Annotated in this window: 19 protein-coding genes; 4 read left to right on the forward strand and 15 right to left on the reverse strand. The window is 57.9% G+C overall.

From position 1 onward, the window contains the following. Nucleotides 1–10 precede the first annotated feature (10 nt). The 9 genes from ubiB to ACUVOF_RS05070 all read right to left on the reverse strand — a co-directional run bounded on the left by ubiB (nt 11) and on the right by ACUVOF_RS05070 (nt 10524). Nucleotides 11–1633 carry a ubiquinone biosynthesis regulatory protein kinase UbiB gene (ubiB, locus tag ACUVOF_RS05030; RefSeq protein ID WP_447043312.1) on the reverse strand — a complete coding sequence of 541 codons (1623 nt, stop codon included), beginning with the start codon at nt 1631–1633 and terminating at the stop codon, nt 11–13. Then, complete coding sequence (locus ACUVOF_RS05035) at nt 1630–2286, reverse strand: ubiquinone biosynthesis accessory factor UbiJ (protein ID WP_447043313.1); 657 nt, start codon at nt 2284–2286, stop codon at nt 1630–1632. Before ACUVOF_RS05035 ends, ubiB begins: the two co-directional genes overlap by 4 nt. A gap of 31 nt (nt 2287–2317) precedes the next feature. Beyond that, a complete protein-coding gene (gene ubiE / locus ACUVOF_RS05040) occupies nt 2318–3073 on the reverse strand; it encodes a bifunctional demethylmenaquinone methyltransferase/2-methoxy-6-polyprenyl-1,4-benzoquinol methylase UbiE (RefSeq protein WP_113268990.1) in 756 nt (251 codons plus the stop codon). Nucleotides 3074–3223: 150 nt separating this feature from the next. Next, the gene (locus ACUVOF_RS05045; RefSeq protein ID WP_447043314.1) at nt 3224–3607 is read right to left on the reverse strand and encodes a gamma-butyrobetaine hydroxylase-like domain-containing protein; all 384 of its coding nucleotides are present in this window, start codon (nt 3605–3607) and stop codon (nt 3224–3226) included. 80 nt (nt 3608–3687) lie between these two features. Beyond that, nucleotides 3688–5010, reverse strand: coding sequence for an ATP-dependent protease ATPase subunit HslU (gene hslU / locus ACUVOF_RS05050; protein ID WP_447043315.1), 1323 nt, complete (start codon nt 5008–5010; stop codon nt 3688–3690). A 51-nt stretch (nt 5011–5061) separates the two neighbouring features. After that, on the reverse strand, nt 5062–5595 hold the full coding sequence (gene hslV / locus ACUVOF_RS05055) for an ATP-dependent protease subunit HslV (RefSeq protein WP_113268993.1): 534 nt from the start codon (nt 5593–5595) through the stop codon (nt 5062–5064). Between the two features lie 137 nt (nt 5596–5732). Further along, on the reverse strand, nt 5733–6464 hold the full coding sequence (locus ACUVOF_RS05060; protein WP_447043316.1) for an SPOR domain-containing protein: 732 nt from the start codon (nt 6462–6464) through the stop codon (nt 5733–5735). Between the two features lie 3 nt (nt 6465–6467). Then, the gene (argS, locus tag ACUVOF_RS05065) at nt 6468–8153 is read right to left on the reverse strand and encodes an arginine--tRNA ligase (protein ID WP_447043317.1); all 1686 of its coding nucleotides are present in this window, start codon (nt 8151–8153) and stop codon (nt 6468–6470) included. 124 nt (nt 8154–8277) lie between these two features. Continuing rightward, nucleotides 8278–10524 carry a primosomal protein N' gene (locus ACUVOF_RS05070; protein ID WP_447043318.1) on the reverse strand — a complete coding sequence of 749 codons (2247 nt, stop codon included), beginning with the start codon at nt 10522–10524 and terminating at the stop codon, nt 8278–8280. A gap of 160 nt (nt 10525–10684) precedes the next feature. Here ACUVOF_RS05070 and rpmE point away from each other — a divergent pair, with 160 nt between their 5' ends. Together rpmE and ACUVOF_RS05080 are read left to right on the forward strand one after the other, a co-directional pair. Beyond that, on the forward strand, nt 10685–10900 hold the full coding sequence (gene rpmE / locus ACUVOF_RS05075; RefSeq protein WP_113269230.1) for a 50S ribosomal protein L31: 216 nt from the start codon (nt 10685–10687) through the stop codon (nt 10898–10900). A gap of 325 nt (nt 10901–11225) precedes the next feature. Next, nucleotides 11226–12497, forward strand: a complete 1272-nt coding sequence (locus ACUVOF_RS05080) for a malic enzyme-like NAD(P)-binding protein (RefSeq protein ID WP_113268997.1) — start codon at nt 11226–11228, stop codon at nt 12495–12497. An 80-nt stretch (nt 12498–12577) separates the two neighbouring features. On the opposite strand, the gene ACUVOF_RS05085 is transcribed toward ACUVOF_RS05080, so the two are convergent. After that, nucleotides 12578–13396: an acyl-CoA thioesterase gene (locus ACUVOF_RS05085; RefSeq protein WP_447043319.1), complete on the reverse strand. Its 819-nt coding sequence runs from the start codon at nt 13394–13396 to the stop codon at nt 12578–12580. A gap of 113 nt (nt 13397–13509) precedes the next feature. Here ACUVOF_RS05085 and tadA point away from each other — a divergent pair, with 113 nt between their 5' ends. Together tadA and ACUVOF_RS05095 are read left to right on the forward strand one after the other, a co-directional pair. Beyond that, nucleotides 13510–13962 (forward strand): tRNA adenosine(34) deaminase TadA, encoded by a 453-nt coding sequence (gene tadA / locus ACUVOF_RS05090; RefSeq protein ID WP_447043320.1) that lies wholly within the window; start codon nt 13510–13512, stop codon nt 13960–13962. A 56-nt stretch (nt 13963–14018) separates the two neighbouring features. Continuing rightward, nucleotides 14019–14549 (forward strand): sterol desaturase family protein, encoded by a 531-nt coding sequence (locus tag ACUVOF_RS05095; RefSeq protein ID WP_447043321.1) that lies wholly within the window; start codon nt 14019–14021, stop codon nt 14547–14549. Here the strand turns inward: ACUVOF_RS05095 and crtB are convergent. The 5 genes from crtB to fni are packed head-to-tail and all read right to left on the reverse strand — an operon-like array spanning nt 14488 to nt 20377. Continuing rightward, nucleotides 14488–15414, reverse strand: coding sequence for a 15-cis-phytoene synthase CrtB (gene crtB / locus ACUVOF_RS05100; RefSeq protein WP_447043322.1), 927 nt, complete (start codon nt 15412–15414; stop codon nt 14488–14490). The two genes, ACUVOF_RS05095 and crtB, sit on opposite strands and share 62 nt — an antisense overlap. After that, nucleotides 15411–16895 (reverse strand): phytoene desaturase, encoded by a 1485-nt coding sequence (locus ACUVOF_RS05105; RefSeq protein ID WP_447043323.1) that lies wholly within the window; start codon nt 16893–16895, stop codon nt 15411–15413. The genes crtB and ACUVOF_RS05105 overlap by 4 nt, the downstream gene beginning before the upstream one ends. Further along, nucleotides 16885–18063, reverse strand: coding sequence for a lycopene beta-cyclase CrtY (gene crtY, locus ACUVOF_RS05110; protein ID WP_447043324.1), 1179 nt, complete (start codon nt 18061–18063; stop codon nt 16885–16887). The genes ACUVOF_RS05105 and crtY overlap by 11 nt, the downstream gene beginning before the upstream one ends. Beyond that, the gene (locus tag ACUVOF_RS05115; RefSeq protein WP_447043325.1) at nt 18060–19337 is read right to left on the reverse strand and encodes a glycosyltransferase; all 1278 of its coding nucleotides are present in this window, start codon (nt 19335–19337) and stop codon (nt 18060–18062) included. Before ACUVOF_RS05115 ends, crtY begins: the two co-directional genes overlap by 4 nt. Continuing rightward, on the reverse strand, nt 19334–20377 hold the full coding sequence (fni, locus tag ACUVOF_RS05120) for a type 2 isopentenyl-diphosphate Delta-isomerase (protein WP_447043326.1): 1044 nt from the start codon (nt 20375–20377) through the stop codon (nt 19334–19336). Before fni ends, ACUVOF_RS05115 begins: the two co-directional genes overlap by 4 nt. Nucleotides 20378–20391 lie beyond the last annotated feature (14 nt).

The raw sequence follows: 20391 nt of genomic DNA on the forward strand, positions 1-20391 counted from the left end.
ATGCGCAATGCTATTGCCACACCAGCAGCAGCAAACCGATGGCGGCAGCGGCCAATACCGGCCACTCTTGAAGCTCAATCCATCCGCTTAAGGGCTGCCAAGCCAGTGCTAGCGCCAGCAGAATCAAGCCCAGGCGAAGGCGATAGAGGCGCTTGCTGTGGCGCACCATTTGAACGCGCATGGCGCTGATGGCGTCAACCTGCTGATGGCGTTGGCGATGCTCGTGTTCCATGCGGCTAAGTGCTTGGTGAGCTAAGACGGGCAGTTCGGGTAGCTGATGTGAAAGCTCCGGTGCCTGACGCTTCAGTGATTCCCATAAACCGCTGACCCCAGCGCGCTCTTTCATCCATTGCTCTAAATACGGTTTTGCGGTACTCCAAAGGTCTAGGTCGGGGTAGAGCTGCCGCCCCAAGCCTTCAATATTGAGCAATGTTTTTTGCAATAGCACTAATTGCGGCTGCACTTCCATATTAAAGCGCCGCGCAGTTTGAAACAGCCCCAATAGCACTTGGCCAAAAGAAATATCTTTCAGCGGCTTCTCTAAAATAGGCTCGCAAACAGTGCGAATGGCCGCTGCGAATTCGTTGGCACGGGTATTTTCCCCCACCCAGCCGGATTCAATATGCAGTGCAGCTACTTCATAATAGTCCTGGTGGAAAAATGCCAATAAGTTGCGCGCCAAATAGTCCTGATCTTCGCGCGTCAGGCTACCGACAATGCCGCAATCGATGGCAATGTACTGCGGATCTTCGGGATTGTCGCAGTTGACGAAGATATTGCCTGGGTGCATGTCTGCGTGGAAGAAGTTATCTCGAAACACCTGGGTGAAGAAAAGCTCAACGCCGCGCTCGGCAAGCTTTTTCAGGTTGGTGCCCCGGGCAATCAGCGTCTCTAAATCAGCCACTGGAATACCGCGGATACGCTCCTGAACCATCACGTGGCGGCGAGTGAAGGGCCAGTAGATCGTCGGTACGAACAGTAGCGGTGAGTCTTTAAAGTTACGTTTAAGTTGCGAGGTGTTGGCAGCCTCTTTGTAGAGATCTAATTCGTCAAAGAGTGTGGCTTCGTAGTCGCGAATGACTTCCACCGGACGCAGACGACGTGCTTCAGGAATTTTGGAGAAGAGTTTGGCGACTTGATACATCAGCGCCATATCCTGACGCATGACACGATCAATACCGGGACGAATAATTTTCACTACCACGTCTTCACCGGTATGCAGCCTTGCCGCGTGCACCTGAGCAATCGAGGCCGAGGCGAGCGGAACTCGGTCAAACTCAGCAAAGGCTACGGTCAGAGGCGTTTCCAGCGCTTTCTCAACACGGGCGGCGGCTTGATCGCCAGGAAAAGGAGGGACTTGGTCCTGCAGGCGTTTTAGCTCGTCGGCAATATCCGCCGGTAACAGGTCGCGACGAGTCGAAAGCATTTGACCGAATTTGATAAAAATCGGCCCCAAGGCTTCCAAGGCCAAGCGCAGGCGCTCACCACGTGTACGTTTGCCAATGGGCACTAAGCGCAGCGGTGAAAACCACAGGAGTGTCCGGAGCCACCAGGGCAGCCGCTCTAACGGCAGCAACGTATCCAACCGATGGCGAGTGATGACCCAGCTAATCCGCAGCAGACGCAGGCTCATGGACGTGGCTCCTGAGTGGCGTTTTGCTGTTGCGACAGGATGCGCTGCAAGCGGTTAAAACGTGCTTCCAGGCGATCGGTAGCTACTTCTAGCTCGGTCAGATGCTCGCGCAACACATTGCGTTGCTGTCGCCCTGGTAGCAAGCGCGCCTCTTCAAAAACGAACTCTGACACATCCTGCATCAGCTCATCTTTGGCACGTAGCCCCCAACGCGTGGCGCGACGTAGGCCTTCGGCCAAGGAGTGGGCTGGCATATCACCAAGCCAGCGGGCCAATTCGTTTTCCCAGTCTATATCCAAGTCGAAAAGCAGGTCGCGGGTCGCTTCAAGCAGATGAATACGCCCGCGCACAGCCAGTTTGCCGTCAAACATTAACCGCTCAATGGAGGCGCCGCTGATCCACTCTGAAAACGTTTCGGGGGTGAGCTCGACGACCGCATCTACCTCGGTTTCATCAATGCCTTCGCCACGCATTAGGTCCAGGCCGGTGTGGTGATAATGAATGACCAACTCAAGATGAGGCTGTTCCAGGCGCACCAATAAACGACTGCCCGCCAGTGCCGCCAGCCGTGAGGGCGCTGCCGGGTCACGGGCGAGTAGGGCATTGAGCGTGCGTTCACAACCGGCCAACAGTAGGGTCGGGGTTACCAGCATGCTGACCTCTGGGTCTGTAGCGACTGAAGCCTCATAGCTTAATGCCGCGGTGCAGCGCAACGATGCCGCCCGTCAAGTTGGTGTATTCAACACGCTCAAGCCCAGCCGCTTCCATCATGCTTTTGAGCGTTTCCTGGTCAGGGTGCATGCGGATAGACTCCGCCAGGTAGCGGTAGCTTTCGCCGTCGCCAGCCACCAGTTCACCCATTTTGGGCAGAAGGCGGAAAGAGTACTCGTCGTAAGCCTTGGAGAGCAGCGCATTGTTGGGCTTTGAGAATTCCAGCACTAACAGGCGCCCGCCGGGCTTGAGCACCCGGGCCATGGAGCGCAGCGCGGCATCTTTATCGGTGACATTGCGCAGACCAAACGCAATGGTGATGCAGTCGAAACTATTATCGGGAAACGGCAGGGACTCGGCGTTTGCCTGAACATACTCTACGTTGCCGCCCACGCCATTATCCATCAGCTTGTCGCGACCGACTTTGAGCATGGAGGCGTTAATATCGGCCAGCACGACCTTGCCTCGCGGGCCAACCAGGCGGGAAAATTTGAGTGTCAAATCACCTGTGCCGCCAGCGATATCCAGCACATGATGGCCGGGGCGCACGCCTGCGCGTTCAATGGTTAACCGTTTCCAAACGCGGTGGATGCCCATAGACATCAAGTCGTTCATCACGTCGTAGCGGGCGGCAACCGAGTGGAATACATCGGCCACACGCGAGGCTTTTTCATCAACCGGTACTTCTTGGAAACCAAAGTGGGTGGTGCGTTTTTCAGTGGGGCTCATTGGGCAACAGCTCCCGTATGCGAGGCGATAGCAAATCGGCCTTAGGTCGTGGACGTAGGGGCCGACGCGATTAAAAGGTTGGCATCATTGTAGCCTTGTCCGCCCTGGCTTGTCTGCCCGGCTTGTCTACGTAGGGGCTGAGGCAGGCGGTTACAGCTGCTTGAATTGAATACTAGCAGGCTCTCGCGACGCACCAGCCTCCTGCAAGCGCTGCAAGTAATTGTTCCAGTAGGCCTCTTGGTTAACCGCTAAATCATACAGATAGTTCCAGCTAAACAGGCCGCTATTATGACCATCGTCAAAGTGCAGTTTCAGCGCATAGTTGCCAGCCTGGGTGATATTTTGCAGGCCGACATCTTTTTTACCTACCTGTAAGACAGCGGTGTCGCCACCGTGACCGCGCACTTCCGCAGAGGGAGAGTAGACGCGTAAAAATTCCACCGGCAACCGATAGCTTTCACCAGTGGCGTAGCCAAGCTCTAGCTCGCGGGCCTGCTTATGGTAGTGAACACGGGTGGGCGTAGGGGCAATCATGATAAACCTCTAAAATGGCAGGGCGTAGGTAGCTGATCACCACCTACGCTCCGCTAAAACGGTACGAAGAATAAAAGCGCTTACAAAATATAGCGCGAAAGGTCTTCGTCGACCGCCAGTTCGCCAAGCTGAGCATTGACATAGTCGCCATCAATCAATAGCGGACTCTCCATGTCGCCGCCCCTGAAGGAGGCCTCTTCTAACAACCGTTCCATTACCGTGTGCAAGCGGCGGGCACCAATGTTTTCGGTACCTTCGTTGACCTGCCAGGATATCTGCGCAATACGCTCGATACCATCTGGGGTGAACTCAACATCCAATCCCTCGGTAGCCAGCAGCGCTTGGTACTGCTTGGTCAGCGAGGCAGAAGGCTCGGTAAGAATGCGTTTGAAGTCATTGGGCGTAAGCGCATCAAGCTCCACGCGAATCGGCAAGCGGCCCTGCAGCTCGGGAATCAGATCCGAAGGACGTGAAAGGTGGAAGGCACCGGAGGCAATAAACAGAATGTGGTCGGTTTTGACCATACCGTATTTGGTCGAAACGGTAGAGCCTTCAATCAGTGGCAAGAGATCACGTTGAACACCCTCGCGGGAGACTTCGCCACCGCTGGACTGACCGCTGCCCTTGGCTACTTTATCGATCTCATCCAAGAATACGATGCCGTGTTGTTCAACCGAGTAGACCGCGCGGGCCTTGATTTCTTCCTCGTTGACCAGCTTGCCCGCTTCTTCATCGCGCAGCAGTACCAGCGCCTCTTTGACCGTGACGCGACGATTTTCACGCTTCTGCTGGCCCATGTTGGAGAACATGCTCTGCAACTGACTGGTCATCTCTTCCATGCCCGGCGGGGTCATGATGTCGATACCTTGACCCTGGGATGATATTTCAATATCGATCTCTTTATCATCCAGCTGGCCTTCACGTAGTTTTTTGCGGAAGGTCTGGCGGGTGCCGTTGTCATCGCGCGGCTTATCTTCCTGGCCCCGCGGCGGCGGTAGAAGCGCATCCAGCACGCGGTCTTCGGCAGCATCGGCAGCGCGGTGGCTGACTTCCTCTTTGGCCTGTTCGCGCACCATCTTGATCGCGGCTTCCATTAAATCGCGGATAATCGACTCAACATCGCGACCCACATAGCCGACTTCGGTAAATTTGGTTGCTTCGACTTTGATAAACGGTGCTTTGGCCAGCTTGGCAAGGCGACGGGCAATTTCAGTTTTGCCGACACCCGTGGGGCCAATCATCAAAATATTCTTGGGAGTGACTTCTGGGCGCAGGTCGTCATCGAGCTGCATGCGACGCCAGCGGTTACGCAGGGCAATTGCGACGGCGCGTTTAGCATCCTGCTGGCCAATAATGTATTGATCCAGGGCGTGAACGATTTCGCGGGGTGTCATCTGAGTCATAAAGGTAACCTTTGTATGTATTGAGCGACGTTTAGAGATCGCATAAACGGATTAGCGACCGTCAATCGACAGCTCTTCGAGCGTCACGTGATGGTTGGTGAACACGCAGATATCACCCGCGATAGCCAGCGACTTCTCGGTGATGTCACGCGCCGACAGCTCGGTATTTTCTAATAGTGCCCGGGCGCTGGCCTGAGCAAAGTTGCCGCCAGAACCAATGGCGATAATGCCGCGTTCGGGCTCAACGACGTCACCGTTACCGGTGATGATCAACGAGGCGCTGTGGTCGGCCACGGCCAACAGTGCTTCCAGGCGGCGCAGTGCCCGGTCGGTGCGCCAGTCTTTGGCGAGTTCGACCGCTGCCTTGGTTAGATGCCCTTGGTACTTTTCCAGCTGTGCTTCAAAGCGTTCAAACAGCGTGAATGCATCCGCGGTGCCACCGGCAAACCCGGCCAGCACTTTGCCACGGTAGAGGCGACGCACTTTGCTGGCGTTACCCTTCATTACGGTATTGCCCAGCGATACCTGGCCATCGCCGGCGAGGGCAACCTGATTACCACGACGAACGGAAACAATAGTGGTCATGGAGATAACTCCTTGGGGGAGACGCGCTCCCGATGACTGGCGGGTCGCTCATTGAGCGACCGTTGTGTAAGCATTCACAACAAAATGCGGGCGGCTGATAAAAAATCAACCGCCCGCAGGACATCGGGGAGGGATTATCAGTTTTGCAGTTGGATAAGCAGTGGCTCAATACCTTGGGTGTTCATTAGATCCTGGGCGCGATTCAGTTCGCGAGTGTCATCGTAAGGCCCCACTTGGACGCGGTGCCAAGTATTGCCGTCCGCCTGTACTTCACTGATTTCAGCCAGCAGACTTAAATTGCGCAGCCGACCGCGCAGCTGTTCGGCATCGCTTACTTGACGAAATGAGGCAGCCTGGAGCATATAGCGCCCCGGGTTATTGGTAGCCGCTTCATTCTCGTGGGCTGTAGATACTTGATCCTCCGGGCGGGTATTGGCCGCAATGACCTGAGCGATGGGGTCATCGCTGGCAGCGCCAGTAGCCGTATCGCTATCGGCTGTCTGTTCGCTTTCCTCCGGGCGAACAACGCTGGAAGGCAGCGTGACGCCGGGGGCTATCACCTCCGTTTCCGGCAGCAGTGTATAAAACTCAAACGTCGGCATCGACGGCTCGTTAGCTTCTTCGGTTTCACGTGCGGCAGCCCGTTCCTCGCTACCGGCGGGCTTGGGTAACACCGTGGCCTGAGGAGCTTCACTTTGTTCTTGCCAAGGAGCGGTGCCGTGCTGGTGCTGAGCCAAAAAGAAGCCTGCCGCCATGCCAGCAAGGCCCCAGAGCCAGCCAGGCAGGCGAAAGCCGCCGCCTGAACTGCGGGCCGCTTTGCGCTGCGAAGTCGCCCCGCGGCGGGCGGGCTTTTTACGCGGGCTAGCCATGGACTACATCTCCTCTGGGGCGCTAACCCCCATTAAATCAAGCCCGTTGCGCAGCACTTGACGAGTGGCGAGGCCGAGCGCCAGACGCGTGTTGCGTAGGGTGTCGTCGTCAACCATCACTTTGACAGCGTTATAGCAGGTGTGGAAGTCGCCAGACAGGTCAAGCAAGTACTGAGCAACCTGCTGTGGTTCGCGATTTCTAGCGGCGGTTTCTACCACTTCTGGGAAACGCGCCAAACGATTAATGACCGCTTTCTCTTGATCGCAATCCAGCAACGCTAGGTTGGCCAGTGCCAGGGCGTGATCGAAAGGCTGGCCGGCGTCCTGTGCTTTGCGCAGCATGCTGCATACCCGGGCGTGGGCGTACTGAATGTAATACACCGGGTTGTCGTTCGATTGTGAACGGGCCAGATCGATATCAAAGGTGAGCTGGGAGTCGGCGCGGCGAGCAGCGAGGAAGAAGCGCGTAGCATCGCGGCCGACTTCGTCGATCAAGTCTCGCACGGTGACATAGCTGCCGGCTCGCTTGGAGAGTTTTACCTCGACACCTGAGCGGGTAACCATGACCATCTGGTGGAGCACGTAGTCGGGCCAGCCTTTAGGAATACCGACTTCCAATGCCTGTAAACCGGCGCGAACGCGTGTGACGGTAGAGTGGTGATCGGCACCTTGTTCGTTGATCACGGTTTTGAAGCCGCGCTGCCACTTATCCAGGTGATAGGCCACATCAGGCAGGAAGTAGGTATAGCCGCCATCACGTTTACGCATCACCCGGTCTTTGTCATCACCGAAATCGGTGGTGCGCAGCCACATGGCACCGTCATCTTCATAAGTGTGGCCTGCGCTTACCAGCTTCTCAACGGTGGCGTCTACCTTGCCGTCTTCGTACAGTGACGATTCAAGGAAATAAACATCGAACTCAACACCGAAGGCTTTTAGATCCAGATCCTGCTCGCGGCGTAGCCACGCCACCGCAAATTCTTGAATAGCTTCTAAATCGTCTGGATCGGCTTTGGCGGTGACTTCGCGGTCATCAGCGCTCACCGCTTTACCCGCCAGGTAGTCATTGGCGACATCGCTAATATATTCCCCACGATAGCCGTCCTCAGGCCAGCTAGCATCATCAGGCCCCAAGCCTTTTACTCGCGCTTGTACAGAACGCGCCAGGTTGGCGATCTGGGCGCCGGCATCGTTGTAATAGAACTCGCGGGTAACGTCGTAACCGGTGGCTTCGAGCAGGCGGCATAGGCAATCACCAATCGCCGCGCCACGACCATGACCTACGTGAAGCGGGCCCGTGGGGTTGGCGGACACAAACTCTACCTGCACTTTCTCACCTTTGCCGATTAGGCTACGGCCAAAGGTGTCGCCACAGTCGAGCACTTGAGCAACGATTTGTGCGGCGGCATCGGCGGCGGCGAAAAAGTTGATAAACCCGGGGCCCGCAATCTCGGTTTTTTGGATAGCGTCGCTTTCGGGGAGCGCGGCGACCAGCGAATTAGCCAATTCACGTGGATTTTTACCAGCCGGTTTGGCCAGCATAAGCGCTAAGTTGGTGGCGTAATCACCGTGGGCTTTGTCTTTGGTGGGGTCGACTTTGATCACAGGTTGAAGGTCGTTCGGCAGCACGCCTTGGTGCTTGAGCGCGGTAACCGCGCCTTCGAGCAGAGAAACTATCGTATCTTTCATGTAGGTATCCGGGTGTCGTCGGTGGCGGCGTGTGCTTACGCGAACCTATTACAGGTGCGTCGGTAAAGCGGCTATTATCAGCAATTGAGCCGCAGTTTCAAAGCCATGTGATGGTATGCCGATGTCAGGAGAGCGTTTGCGGATCAATATCTACCGACCAGCGCACCTTGCGTGCCTCGCGATTTACTTCCAGCCATTGCACCAGCCAACTAACAGCGAGATGAAGTTGGCTACGTTTACGGGCCGATAGCATGACATGTAAATGGTAGCGATTCTGGCGCCTTTCCATCGGTGCAGGCACCGGCCCCAGGCATCGGGTCGCTACGCCAGACTCTTTCAGCCACTGGCGCAAGGCTTGGGCGGCCTGCTGCGCGATGGCTAAGGCGGCATCCTCTTTGGGACTCTCGATGCGTAGCAGTGCCATAAAGCAGAACGGAGGCAGCTGGGCAATGCGCCTTTCTTCCAGCATATTGCGCGCCAGCGCCCCATAACCCTGTTCAGCAAGCTGGCCTAAATGGGGGTCGTCTGGGTGCAGTGTCTGTACCAGCACCCGGCCTGGGTGGGCGGCACGACCCGCACGGCCTGCTACTTGTTCGAGCAGTTGCGCACTGTGCTCTAGTGCGCGGAAGTCGGCGGCATACAGCCCGCCGTCGGCATTGACTACCACCACCAAGGTAACGTGGGGCAGGTGGTGGCCCTTGGCGAGCATCTGAGTGCCGACTAATACGCAGGGCTCACCGCGCTGAATCTCTTTTAACACTTGCTCGAAGCTATCCTTGCGTCGAGTGCTGTCACGGTCAATGCGGTGAATGGTTGTTTTTGGAAACAGCGTCTGCAGCGCCTCTTCCGTGCGTTCAGTACCGCTACCCAAGGCACGTAGGTCACCGCTACCGCACTCGGGGCAGGCGTCCGGCAGGGCGCGGCGACTATCGCAGTGGTGGCAGGCTAGCAGCGCGGGCTGACGATGCAGTGTCATGCGTGCATCGCACTGTCCGCACTCGGCCATCCAGCCGCAGGCGTGGCAGGCAAGCGTTGGGGCAAAGCCGCGCCGGTTGATAAAAATCAGTACCTGGTTGCCAGCGCTCAAGGTGCTTTTAATCGCTTTAATGGCGCCAGGTAGCAAGCCGCCCTGACGACGTTGATGGCGCAGGTCGATCAGTTCTAACTTAGCCGGTGGGTGGCGACTGGGGCGTTGCGTCAGGCGCAGGTGTCGGTAGGTGCCTGAAAGTGCTTGATGCAGGCTTTCCAGCGAAGGCGTGGCACTGCCCATCAACAACGGAATCTTATGGTAGTGAGCGCGTGCGACCGCTAGATCGCGGGCGTGGTAACGCAAGCCATCGTGCTGTTTGTAGGAACCGTCATGTTCTTCATCGACGATAATAGCACCGGGGTTGGCCAGCGGTGTAAAAATTGCCGAGCGCGTGCCGATAATAATCAGCGCCCGACCACTGGCGGCGGCCTCCCATACATCGAGCCGCTCTGGGTCGGTGAGCCCTGAATGCAGCGCCACGACGGGAACACGAAAACGGCTTCTAAAGCGGGCCAGAGTCTGTGGGGTTAAGCCAATTTCCGGCACCAGCACCAGCGACTGCTTGCCCTTGGCGGCGACTGCTTCAATCAGCTGTAGGTAGACTTCCGTTTTACCACTGCCGGTAACGCCTTCCAATAAGCAAGGGTGATAGTCCTCAAGCTTTTCATGCAACGCTGCCAGCGCTGTCGCCTGTTCACGGTTTAGCGGCAGCGCCGGGGCCGCGAGTAAGTTACCACTTGGCGGCGTAGGAGCAGTGAGAATATGTTCATGATGGGTGGCTAAGCCTTTTTTCTCCAGCGCTAATAGCTGGTCACGGGTAAAGCCATGGGCGCTAATGGCACGGCTAGGTAGCCCGTGAGGATGTTGGCGCAAAAGTGCATACAGCTCTGCTTGTTTGGGTGCTCGACTGAGATTTTTCTCTGCATCTTCACCCTGCGAGAGCCAGAGTGTTTGTGTGCGGCCTGCCATAGGATGCCCCTGGCGTAGCCGTGCGGGCATGGCGTGGTGAAGGGTGTCGCCCAGGCTATGCTGGTAGTAGCGGGCGGCAAAGCGGCATAGCCATAACCAATCTTCTGGCAGCGGGTCGTCATCCAGCGTTTCACTGACCGCGCGCAGTTGGTTGCGCGGTAGGGCGCTGTAGTCGGCGATTTCTACCACGACGCCGACCACATCGCGCCGCCCAAACGGCACTCGCACCCTTAGGCCCTGCTGCCAACCGCAGGCGGGTGTCGCGTTAGACGGCAAGTAGTCGAACAGGCGTCGCAGCGGTGAGGGCAACGCTACTTTAAGCACGAGAGCCTGCGTTTGTGATGGCGCCCGCGAAGAAAAAGAGTCAGCCAATTGGCCTCCGGCGTTAGTTTTGCTAGAATATGCGACCGCTCTCAGTCTTAACGACTTATCTTAACGACAGAGCGGCTAACCGGTTAGTAGTTTTTTCCAAACCCGTATGCGGTGCCTGGCACGAGATCAGGTGGCGGCATACAGCTTCGTGAGGCTCGAGATGAAACAAGGTATCCACCCGAATTACAACACAGTCACCGCTACTTGTTCTTGCGGCGCTAATTTCCAGGTCGGTTCTACTTCAGATCAGGACTTCTCTCTGGATGTGTGCTCCAACTGCCACCCGTTCTACACAGGTAAGCAGAAGCAAGCGACCACTGGTGGCCGTGTAGAACGCTTCAATAAGCGTTTCGGCGCTGCTGTTAAGCGCGGCTAATCTTTATCGATAGCCCTACCGCGAGCACAGCCTGTGCTTGTATAAAACCCACGCCACGGCGTGGGTTTTTTATTTTCTGATAAGCTACTCATATGGATTTTATGGAAAAATTTTTCATAAATACTGTGATGGGTGGATAAGCAAAGCGTTATAGATAAGCGGCGCGTGCATAAGTTACAGCAAATAACACCCAATTGTAGCGAATATGAAGGTAAAACTCAGTTAAACGAGCGTTTTGTTCTAAGTTGACGGCGCGCTTGAGGCACTTGGTTTTTTTCTATATTCTGAAATAACTTATCTACTTTATGTTAACTGGACTCTGACCATGACGGATGCAAATAAGCAGGCAGCTTTGGATTATCACGCGAAACCGATTCCCGGTAAGTTGTCGGTGGAGTTGACCAAACCTACCGCAACCGCACGGGATTTGGCGCTGGCGTATAGCCCAGGCGTGGCTGAGCCAGTGCGTGAAATCGCTCGCGAAGCGGAAAATGCTTATCGCTACACCGGTAAGGGTAATTTGGTAGCGGTTATTTCTGATGGTAGCGCTATTCTTGGCTTGGGAAACTTGGGGCCGCTGGCCAGTAAGCCGGTAATGGAAGGTAAAGGGGTACTGTTTAAGTGCTTTGCAGGCATCAACTCGGTAGACATAGAAGTCGATGCGGAGAGCCCTCAGGCGTTTATTGATACCGTCGCGCGCATTGCCGACACCTGGGGTGGTATTAACCTTGAAGATATCAAAGCGCCAGAATGCTTTGAAATTGAAAAGGCGCTGATTGAGCGCTGCAGCATCCCGGTCTTTCATGATGACCAGCACGGTACTGCGATTGTGACCGCCGCGGGTATGCTGAATGCACTGGAAATTGCTGGTAAGTCGATCGAGAACGTAAAGATTGTGTGTATGGGCGCAGGTGCGGCGGCGATTGCCTGTATGCGACTACTGATCTCTTGCGGTGCGAAAAAAGAGAACTTGGTGATGCTCGACCGCCGTGGCGTTATTCACACGGATCGCGAAGGCATTAACGAATATAAAGCCGAGTTCGCCCGTGATACTGACATGCGCACGCTAGATGACGCAATCGACGCTGCTGATGTCTTTATCGGCTTATCAGGCCCAGGGCTGCTTTCCGCTGACCAGGTTAAGAAAATGGCGCCTGATCCGGTGATTTTTGCATGTACCAACCCCGATCCGGAGATTCATCCCGATGTTGCCCGGGAGGCCCGTCCGGATGTGATTATGGCGACTGGCCGTTCGGATTTCCCCAATCAGGTAAATAATGTGTTGGGCTTCCCGTTTATCTTCCGTGGGGCGTTGGATGTTCGTGCCACCCGCATTAATGAAGAGATGAAGCTGGCCGCTGTTCATGCGCTGAAAGACTTGGCCCGCGAGCCGGTGCCACAAGAAGTATTGAACGCCTACGAGCGCACCGAGATGAGCTTTGGTCGCGAGTATATTATTCCAACACCGGTGGATATCCGCCTGTTGGCGCGGGTGTCCTCGGCGGTTGCGCAAGCGGCTGTCGACTCTGGTGTGGCGCGCAAACCGTTTCCGGCGCACTATCCGCTAGAGTCAATCAACGACGTTTACGGCGGCTAAGGTCTTAGCTAGTTCGCTGACTTATGTCCGCTGAATTATGCCCGCTTCTTGCGGGCATAATTGTTTTGGTGATTGGTAGGTTAGTCCTGAGAGTAGCGAGTTAGCCCTTCTTGAGCAGTGGAAGCGACTAAGCGGCCATCGCGGCTGTAAATATGCCCCCGCGCTAGGCTGCGAGCGCCGCCTGTCCAGGGTGAGTCGATAACATATAGCAACCAGTCGTCTAAGCGCGTGTCCTGATGCAGCCAAAGGGCATGATCAAGGCTGGCGATGCGCAGTTTGGGATCGCGATATTCGATGCCATGGGGAATCAGGCTAGTGGTGAGTAGATTGAAATCAGAGGCGTAAGAGAGCAGGTGTCGATGAAGTGCCGGGTCGTCTGGCAGTGTGCCTGAAAGACGAAACCATAAGCATTGCCCCGCCGGTGTGCCATTGTCAGGATTGCCAGCGAGGTGCAGAAACTCAATCGGATGACCGGGAAAGCGATCATGTTTGGCGTCGCCGCTCTCTATAAGCATTTCGGGCGTGGGCACATTCGGCATGGCGCGCTGGTGACTAAAACCCTCTTCTTCGTTCTGAAAGGAAGCGCTGCAGAAAAAGATCGGCCGGCCTTTTTGGATGGCAGTAACGCGTCGAGTGGTGAAGCTGCCCCCATCCCGAATCGTATCTACTTGGTAGACAACAGGGCGGTGCGGGTCGCCGGGACGCAGGAAGTAGCCGTGTTGAGAATGTGGGCGCCGCTCGTCAGGCACAGTGCGGGCGGCAGCGGCAAGCGCTTGACCAAGTACTTGGCCTCCATAGAGCTGAGGAAAGCCTAGATCCTGGCTTTGGCCACGAAATAGCGTTTCCTCCAATGTTTCTAACTCCAGTAAGTTTACCAGCTTGTTCAGCGCGTCTGTCATTCTCGGTATCCTTGCGACTGTCTTGATAGAATGCTGTCGGTGAAAGCGAGCTACCACAGCTGCGGGCAACCCTTTCATACGATCGTTTAGCTACCTTAGCGGAGTTTACGTTTATGCGCAGCGATGAATTTTACATGCACCGTGCGCTAGACCAGGCACACTTGGCCGCTGACGCTGGCGAGGTGCCCGTGGGGGCGGTTATCGTCGATGCGCAAGGGGAGATCATTGGGGCTGGGTGTAATGCGCCGGTTGCCAGTTGCGATCCTAGCGGTCATGCGGAAATTCGTGCCTTACGCGCAGCAGGTAAGCATCAGGGCAACTATCGGCTTGAGGGTTGCACGCTGTTTGTTACCTTGGAGCCCTGCATGATGTGTGCAGGGGCAATGATACATGCACGCCTTAGCCGTCTGGTATATGGTGCCGCCGAACCCCGAGCCGGCATGGTCGAATCTAAAGCTAACCTTTTGGCACAGCCGTGGTTTAACCATCAGGTCAAGATTAGCGCAGGCGTGCTGGGGCCTGAATCCAGAAAATTGCTGAAAGCGTTTTTTGCTGCAAGGCGCTAGGCTTATTGGTAACAGCCTGAGGTTCAGGCGGTCACTTGGTGTGGCGTGGAGACTATATGCTCGTAGTGTGGAATATCTTAATCGTCCTGCTGACGGTGGCTGGCATGGAACTTTTCGCGACGCTGGCCCACAAGTACATCATGCATGGCTGGGGGTGGGGCTGGCACCGCTCTCACCACCGGCCGCGCACCGGCTGGTTCGAGCTGAACGACCTGTATGCCTTGGTGTTTGCGCTTTTCGCCATCGGCCTGATCGCGCTGGGCACCGCCGGTGTTTGGCCGCTGCAGTGGATCGGCGCGGGCATGACCGCCTATGGCGCAATCTACTTTATCGTTCACGATGGGTTGGTACACAAACGCTGGCCGTTTCGCTATATCCCCAGGCGCGGCTACTTGAAACGCCTCTATAAAGCCCATCGGCTGCACCACGCGGTCAAGAGCCGCGAGGATTGCGTGTCGTTCGGCTTTCTGTACTCGCCACCGGTGGAAAAGCTTGAGGCGACGCTAAAAAGCCGCCAGCCGAAGGCTAAGCAGGCCGCTGCCAAAGCCCCGGCGGACGCGGCGCCGGTGTCGTCACGCGAGAGCTGAGCGCCAGTGCGCTGCCCTTGATCAACAGCGCCAGTTTCTCCTGTTTGCTAGTGCTCTGGCGTTTGTCCCAGGCGTGCGCTCCGGCGCGCCGTACCTTTAAGCCAATCCTGCGGTAGACCCCATGCGCTGTGGCAATCGCCCAAGCCGAGCGTAGCGTCAGCCCGCAAAGCCCGCCCTTGGCGGAAGTGTAGTAGGGTTCGGCTTCGCTAACCAGGCGTTCGGCAAGCCGTGCCACCTGGGAGCGGCAGGTGGGGTTGCTCAGGGCTTCCATCGTAAGTGCTTCTTCCGCCAGCCAGTTTGACGGCAGGTAGCAGCGCCCGGCGTGGGCGTCTTCGACAATGTCCCGGGCAATATTGGTGAGCTGAAACGCCAGGCCCAGGTCACAGGCACGATCCAGCACCTTTTCATCACGCACGCCCATTACCTGGGCCATCATCAGGCCCACCACACCTGCCACGTGATAACAGTAGCGCAGCGTATCCTCAAAGGTTACGTAGTGCTCATCACGCACGTCCATGGCAAAGCCTTCCAGGTGCTCGAAAGCGCGCCTAGGTGGAATATCGTGCTTGAGGGCGACTTCCTGAAACGCGGCAAAGGCGGGCGCTTCCATGGGTTCGCCCGCGTAAGCCTGCCGGGTCTGCGTCTCAAGGCCTGCCAGGCGCTCCTGCGCTTCGGTCGTACTGGCAGCACCGGTGCTGAACCCCAGCGTCTGGTCGTCGATCACGTCATCACAGTGGCGGCACCAGGCGTAGAGCATCAGGGCGCTGCGCCGGGTATCGGCATCAAACAGCTTGGCCGCCGTGTCAAAGCTCTTGGAGCCGACGGCCATAGTGCGGGTGGCGTGGTCAAGCAGCGGCTGATTCATGGGGCCAACTGCTCCACCATCAAGCCCGCCGTTGCCTTGGCCGAGCCGATAACGCCCGGGACGCCTGCGCCGGGGTGGGTGCCGGCGCCAACGAGATAGAGATTGGCAATGCGGCTGTCGCGGTTATGCGGACGGAACCAGGCACTCTGAGTCAAGATAGGTTCGATGGAAAACGCCGATCCCTGATGTGCACCCAACTGGTCGCGGAAATCAAACGGCGTGAACATCCGATGCGTTACCAGCTGTTCACGAAGCCCGGGCATATAGTGCTGCTCCAGGTAATCAAAGATGCGCTCGCGCAGGCGGGGGCCTTCCATTTCCCAGTCAAGGTCAGCGGTGCCCAGATGCGGCACGGGGGCGAGTACGTAGTAGCTGCCGCAGCCGAGCGGCGCCAATGATGGGTCGGTAACGCACGGGGCGTGCAAGTAGAGCGAGAAATCCTCGGCCAGGGCGTCACTGTTGAAGATATCGTCAATCAGCTCCTTGTAGCGCGGCCCGAAGCAGACGGTGTGGTGGGCCAGCTGGTCGTGATGGTGGTTGAGGCCGAAATAGAGCACGAACAGCGAGTTGCTCATGCGCTTGCGCTTGAGCGACGTACTGCGCGCCGCCCCTACCGGGTGGTGGCCAAGCAGCTTTTCATAGGTATGCACCACGTCGGCGTTGGACGCCACGGCGCTCGCTTCAATGCGTCGGCCGTCGGCAAGCTGTACCGCCTGCAGGGTGTTGCCGTCGGCTTCAATCCGCGTGACTTCGGCATTGAGCTCAATCTCGCCGCCCAGGTCTTGGAAGAGCTTCACCATGCCCTGTACCAGCGCGCCGGTGCCGCCGCGCGGAAACCATACGCCCCATTCGCGCTCAAGCGCGTGAATCAGCGTGTAAATGGAGGAGGTGGCAAACGGGTTGCCACCCACCAGCAGCGAGTGAAACGAGAACGCCTGGCGTAGATGGTCGTCTTCGATGAACTTGGCGACCATGCTATAAACGCTGCGCCAGGCCTGCAGCCGCGCCAGTTGCGGCCCTGCGCGCGCCATATCGCGAAACGACAGGAACGGAACGGTACCAAGCTTCAGGTAGCCCTCCTTGAACACCGCCTGGGAGTAGCTTAAAAAGCGCCGGTAGCCCTCAACATCCGGAGGGTTAAACTGGCCGATCTGCTCCTCAAGGTGGGCCTGGTCGTTGTCGTAATCAAATACTTTGCCCGACTCCCAGCACAGCCGGTAAAAGGGGGTGACCGGCATCAACTCGACATAGTCGGCCAGACGCTTGCCTGCCAGGGTAAACAGCTCCTCGATGGCGCTGGGGTCGGTAATTACCGTGGGGCCGGCATCGAACGTAAACCCCTGATCCTGATAGACATAGGCGCGACCGCCGGGCTTGTCGCGCTGTTCAAGAATCAGGGTGGGAATGCCCGCTGCCTGTAGGCGTATGGCCAGTGCCAAGCCGCCAAAGCCTGACCCAATTACGATTGCTTTACTCATCATGAAAGGCTCGCAGCCGAGGGGTTTGTTTGAGAACGGCCTGTAAGGCCTCGCGCACCGGCACCGGTGGTTTGCCCGTCAAGATCCGCGCCTGATCGGCAAGGGTCAGCCTGCCGGCATAAAAGCGCGCAATCAGGCCATCGTTCAGGCCGTAAAAGCGCTGCATCACCTGCCAGCGCTTATCGTCGGGGCCGGCCAGAAACAGCATGCGGTTGAGCATGCGAAAAAAGCGCTGCCGCCGCCAACACTGCTTGGCATAACCGCGAATAAGGCGATACAGCGATTCCGGCGTAAAATGGGATTGCGCGGCGATCATATCGGCAAGCGCCACTGCCAGCGGAAGTGAATAGCCGGTCGTGGGATGAAAGAGGCCGCCGCGCAGGCCGCTTTGTGGCTGACCCTGGGCCGCCTGCCAGAATGCCTCATGGTTGCCCGTTAGGGTGATCGGCAGGTTGCCCTGCTCCTCGCGCTGCAGCGTGCCCAGCGCCCAGCCTTGCGCTTTAGCATAGTGAGCAATGTTCAGCCGTGCCCGATCGTGATCGAGCGTGGCGCGGTCAATATAATGCGTATCCTCAATTAGCAGCGACGTGGCCGACAGCGGCAGGGTGTAGACAAAACGGTAGCCGCCCTGTTGGTCCACGGTGGCGTCCATCAGCCGCGGGCGGGTGAGCCCGTGGGGGTGCTCAAGCTGCCACTGTTGGCCGAGAAACGCCTGAAGCCCAACCGTAAGATGCGGGCTTGGCTGGTAGCCCCGGCCATCGATGACGGCTCCGGCTTCAAGGGTGCGGCCGTCTTCCAGGGTCACCGAAGTGGGGGTTAGCCGGCTGATTGGCGTCTGCGTCACAAGATGATCGCCAAGCGCTTGGCTGATGACCTCGGCGAAGCGCTCGGAGGTGACGCTTGTGTAGCCGCCGGACACGGTGCGAGTCCGTTCTGGAAAGAAAACATCGTAATCCGCCCAGCGGTGAGCTACCAGCGGACCGAGCCATGCGTGCTGAGCGGCGCTGATGTCGCCATGGTGGAAGGACCACGTATGGTTGCCGCCGGGCGTGGGGCCTGCCTCGATCAGCAGTACGTTAAGCGCGGGCTGACACTGGCGCAGGCGCCAGGCAATCAGGCCGTTGGCAAGCCCCGCGCCAACCAAAATAAGATCCCATCTTGTGTTGATCATGCAGCCTCCGCCAATACGGGGCGGCATTCGCTGAGCGCCTGCTCGGCAATTTGGGCAGCCTTGGCTGCGCCGCCCGCCTGTATGAGCGTCGAGTGCATGGCACTTAGGCGCAGCCGATAGCTATCGTTATTGAGCAAATCGCTTAACCGCCTGGCAAGCGTCGCGCTGCTGGCAAACCGTGTGGCGCTCTGCCCGATGCCATGGTGGACGATGCGTGCAGCCACGCCGGGCTGGTCGAAGGCCAGTGGTATGGCAAGCATCGGGGTTGCACTTTGGACGGCATCGACAACGGTGTTCAGGCCGCCATGGGTAATCACGGCGCAAGCGTTGGAAAGCACCGCGCGCTGATCGGCGAAGTCGGTTACGTATGTGGTGCCGTAGCGCTCAAGCCTGGCCGCCTGGGCGGCTTTCAGGCCGCCGCAGTGGGCAACCAGTAGCGGCATTTCAAGGCGCTGGCAGGCTTTGGCGATTTTACAAAACAGCGCGTAGCGGTGGCCCTGTAGCGTGCCCAGTGAGGCAAATACAAACGGCGTGGGCGGCAAGGTCATCTTTGTTTCTGCGTAATTAGCGGGCCTTTCATCGCGCAGAGGACCCACTGCATGAAAACAGGCGGGCAGCACCGCACGCGGGAAGTCCAGCGAAGGCGGCGTTTGGCTGATTTGGGCAAGTGTGGACAGGCATTCGTGCAGCGAATGACGCGGCGTTAGCCCTAAGCGCTGGGCATGTTGGGCGATTACCCGAGCATGGCGGCGCATCAGCCAGTCGTAGACTTTTTCGCTGGTCTCATAGCGGTGCCGGGCCTGGGCGACGGTCGAGTAGGCAAACGGCATGACCGGTAGCGGCAACCCCGGCTCGCGATTGACCGGCAGGGCGCAGGCGACAGACACGTAGGGTAGCCCCAGGGCGTCGGCTACCAGCCCGCCGGCGGCCTCCATCTGATCGACAAGCAGACCGTCGACCTTGAGCGTCTCAAGCGCGGCGGGCAGCTCGTGGCAGAGCATATCGGTCGTGGCGGCCAAATCGTCGATCAATCGGAAAAGGCCCAGGCCCGAGGGGCGGGCAGCAAGTGTCAGAGTGTTGATCAGGCTGCCTGGGGCAAGGCGCGTTTCACCCAGCGGATAAAAGCCGATACGCGGATCGTCAAGCAGAGGGCGGGCTTCAAACTGCTGTACAAAGGTAACCCGGTGGCCGCGCTCGATCAGTTGGATCGCCAGGGCCTGAAGCGCCTTGACATGACTGTAAAGCGGCGGCGCGATGACCGCATAGTGGCTCATGCCTGCCCCGCAACGCGCAGCAGCACTGCGTGTCGAAGAGCGATCAGGTCCGCGCTGCCGGTGCAGAAACAGGCGACCCGCAGCTGTTCGACCACGATCTGGAAGTGGTCGATGACGGCATCGAGCGAAGTTGTCGCGCTATGCAGGGCCGCCGCTGCCTGGCCCACCAAGTCCGCGCCCAGGCACAGCGCCTTGGCCGCATCAATGCCGTTGGTGATACCGCCCGAGGCGATCAGCGGCATCGTGGGCATAGCTTTGCGTACCTCGCACAGCGCTTGCGCGGTAGGAATGCCCCAGTTGGCAAAGGCCATGGCGACCGCGCGCTTTTGCGGCGTGCTGGCGCGCTCGCCTTCAACGGCGGCCCAACTGGTGCCGCCAGCGCCAGCAATGTCTAGCATGGCCACTCCCGCTTCATGAAGTTGGCGGGCAACCGTGGCGGAGAGCCCGGCACCTACCTCCTTGACCACCACCGGGGCTCCGAGTGACGCCGTGACGCGCTCAATGGCCGTCAAAATGCCGCGCCAGTCGCGATCACCGCCGGTTTGCAGCGCTTCCTGCAGTGGGTTCAGGTGCACGATCAGCGCATCCGCCTCAATCATCTCTACTGCACGCTTGGCGTAGTCAGTGCCGTGCTGGCCGAGCAACTGCGCCGCGCCCAGATTGGCGAGCAGCGGAATATCCGGGGCAAGTTTACGCAGCTCACGCGTCAATCCCCAGTTGGCGTCGCTTTCAAGCGCAACCCGCTGAGAGCCAACGCCCATGGCGAGCCCCAGGGCTTGCGCTGTTTCGGCCAGAAAACGGTTAATGTCGTTGGCTCGGTTGGCACCACCAGTCATCGAACTGATTAAAAGCGGCGCCTGCATCGTCCGCCCGAAGAGCGACGTGCCAAGATCGATGCTATCCAGGTCAAGTTCCGGCAGGGCACAGTGTTCAAAGCGCCAGTATTCGAATCCCGTGCGGGTCGTGTGTCCCGCCAGCGATGGGTTGAGCACAATATCCAGATGGTCGTTCTTGCGCTGGGTCAGCTCTGACTCCTTCATTGTCACTCCTTGAT

The organism is Vreelandella sp. H-I2, assembly GCF_052959335.1.

Coding starts and splice junctions, on each gene's coding strand:
- rpmE (WP_113269230.1), top strand. CDS start 10,685: ATGAAACAAGGTATCCACCCGAATTACAACACAGTCACCGCTACTTGT.
- ACUVOF_RS05105 (WP_447043323.1), bottom strand. CDS start 16,895: ATGATGAGTAAAGCAATCGTAATTGGGTCAGGCTTTGGCGGCTTGGCA.
- ACUVOF_RS05095 (WP_447043321.1), top strand. CDS start 14,019: ATGCTCGTAGTGTGGAATATCTTAATCGTCCTGCTGACGGTGGCTGGC.
- ACUVOF_RS05085 (WP_447043319.1), bottom strand. CDS start 13,396: ATGACAGACGCGCTGAACAAGCTGGTAAACTTACTGGAGTTAGAAACA.
- ACUVOF_RS05115 (WP_447043325.1), bottom strand. CDS start 19,337: ATGAGCCACTATGCGGTCATCGCGCCGCCGCTTTACAGTCATGTCAAG.
- ACUVOF_RS05045 (WP_447043314.1), bottom strand. CDS start 3,607: ATGATTGCCCCTACGCCCACCCGTGTTCACTACCATAAGCAGGCCCGC.
- ACUVOF_RS05035 (WP_447043313.1), bottom strand. CDS start 2,286: ATGCTGGTAACCCCGACCCTACTGTTGGCCGGTTGTGAACGCACGCTC.
- hslU (WP_447043315.1), bottom strand. CDS start 5,010: ATGACTCAGATGACACCCCGCGAAATCGTTCACGCCCTGGATCAATAC.
- argS (WP_447043317.1), bottom strand. CDS start 8,153: ATGAAAGATACGATAGTTTCTCTGCTCGAAGGCGCGGTTACCGCGCTC.
- ACUVOF_RS05060 (WP_447043316.1), bottom strand. CDS start 6,464: ATGGCTAGCCCGCGTAAAAAGCCCGCCCGCCGCGGGGCGACTTCGCAG.
- hslV (WP_113268993.1), bottom strand. CDS start 5,595: ATGACCACTATTGTTTCCGTTCGTCGTGGTAATCAGGTTGCCCTCGCC.
- fni (WP_447043326.1), bottom strand. CDS start 20,377: ATGAAGGAGTCAGAGCTGACCCAGCGCAAGAACGACCATCTGGATATT.
- ACUVOF_RS05080 (WP_113268997.1), top strand. CDS start 11,226: ATGACGGATGCAAATAAGCAGGCAGCTTTGGATTATCACGCGAAACCG.
- ubiE (WP_113268990.1), bottom strand. CDS start 3,073: ATGAGCCCCACTGAAAAACGCACCACCCACTTTGGTTTCCAAGAAGTA.
- tadA (WP_447043320.1), top strand. CDS start 13,510: ATGCGCAGCGATGAATTTTACATGCACCGTGCGCTAGACCAGGCACAC.
- crtB (WP_447043322.1), bottom strand. CDS start 15,414: ATGAATCAGCCGCTGCTTGACCACGCCACCCGCACTATGGCCGTCGGC.
- crtY (WP_447043324.1), bottom strand. CDS start 18,063: ATGATCAACACAAGATGGGATCTTATTTTGGTTGGCGCGGGGCTTGCC.
- ubiB (WP_447043312.1), bottom strand. CDS start 1,633: ATGAGCCTGCGTCTGCTGCGGATTAGCTGGGTCATCACTCGCCATCGG.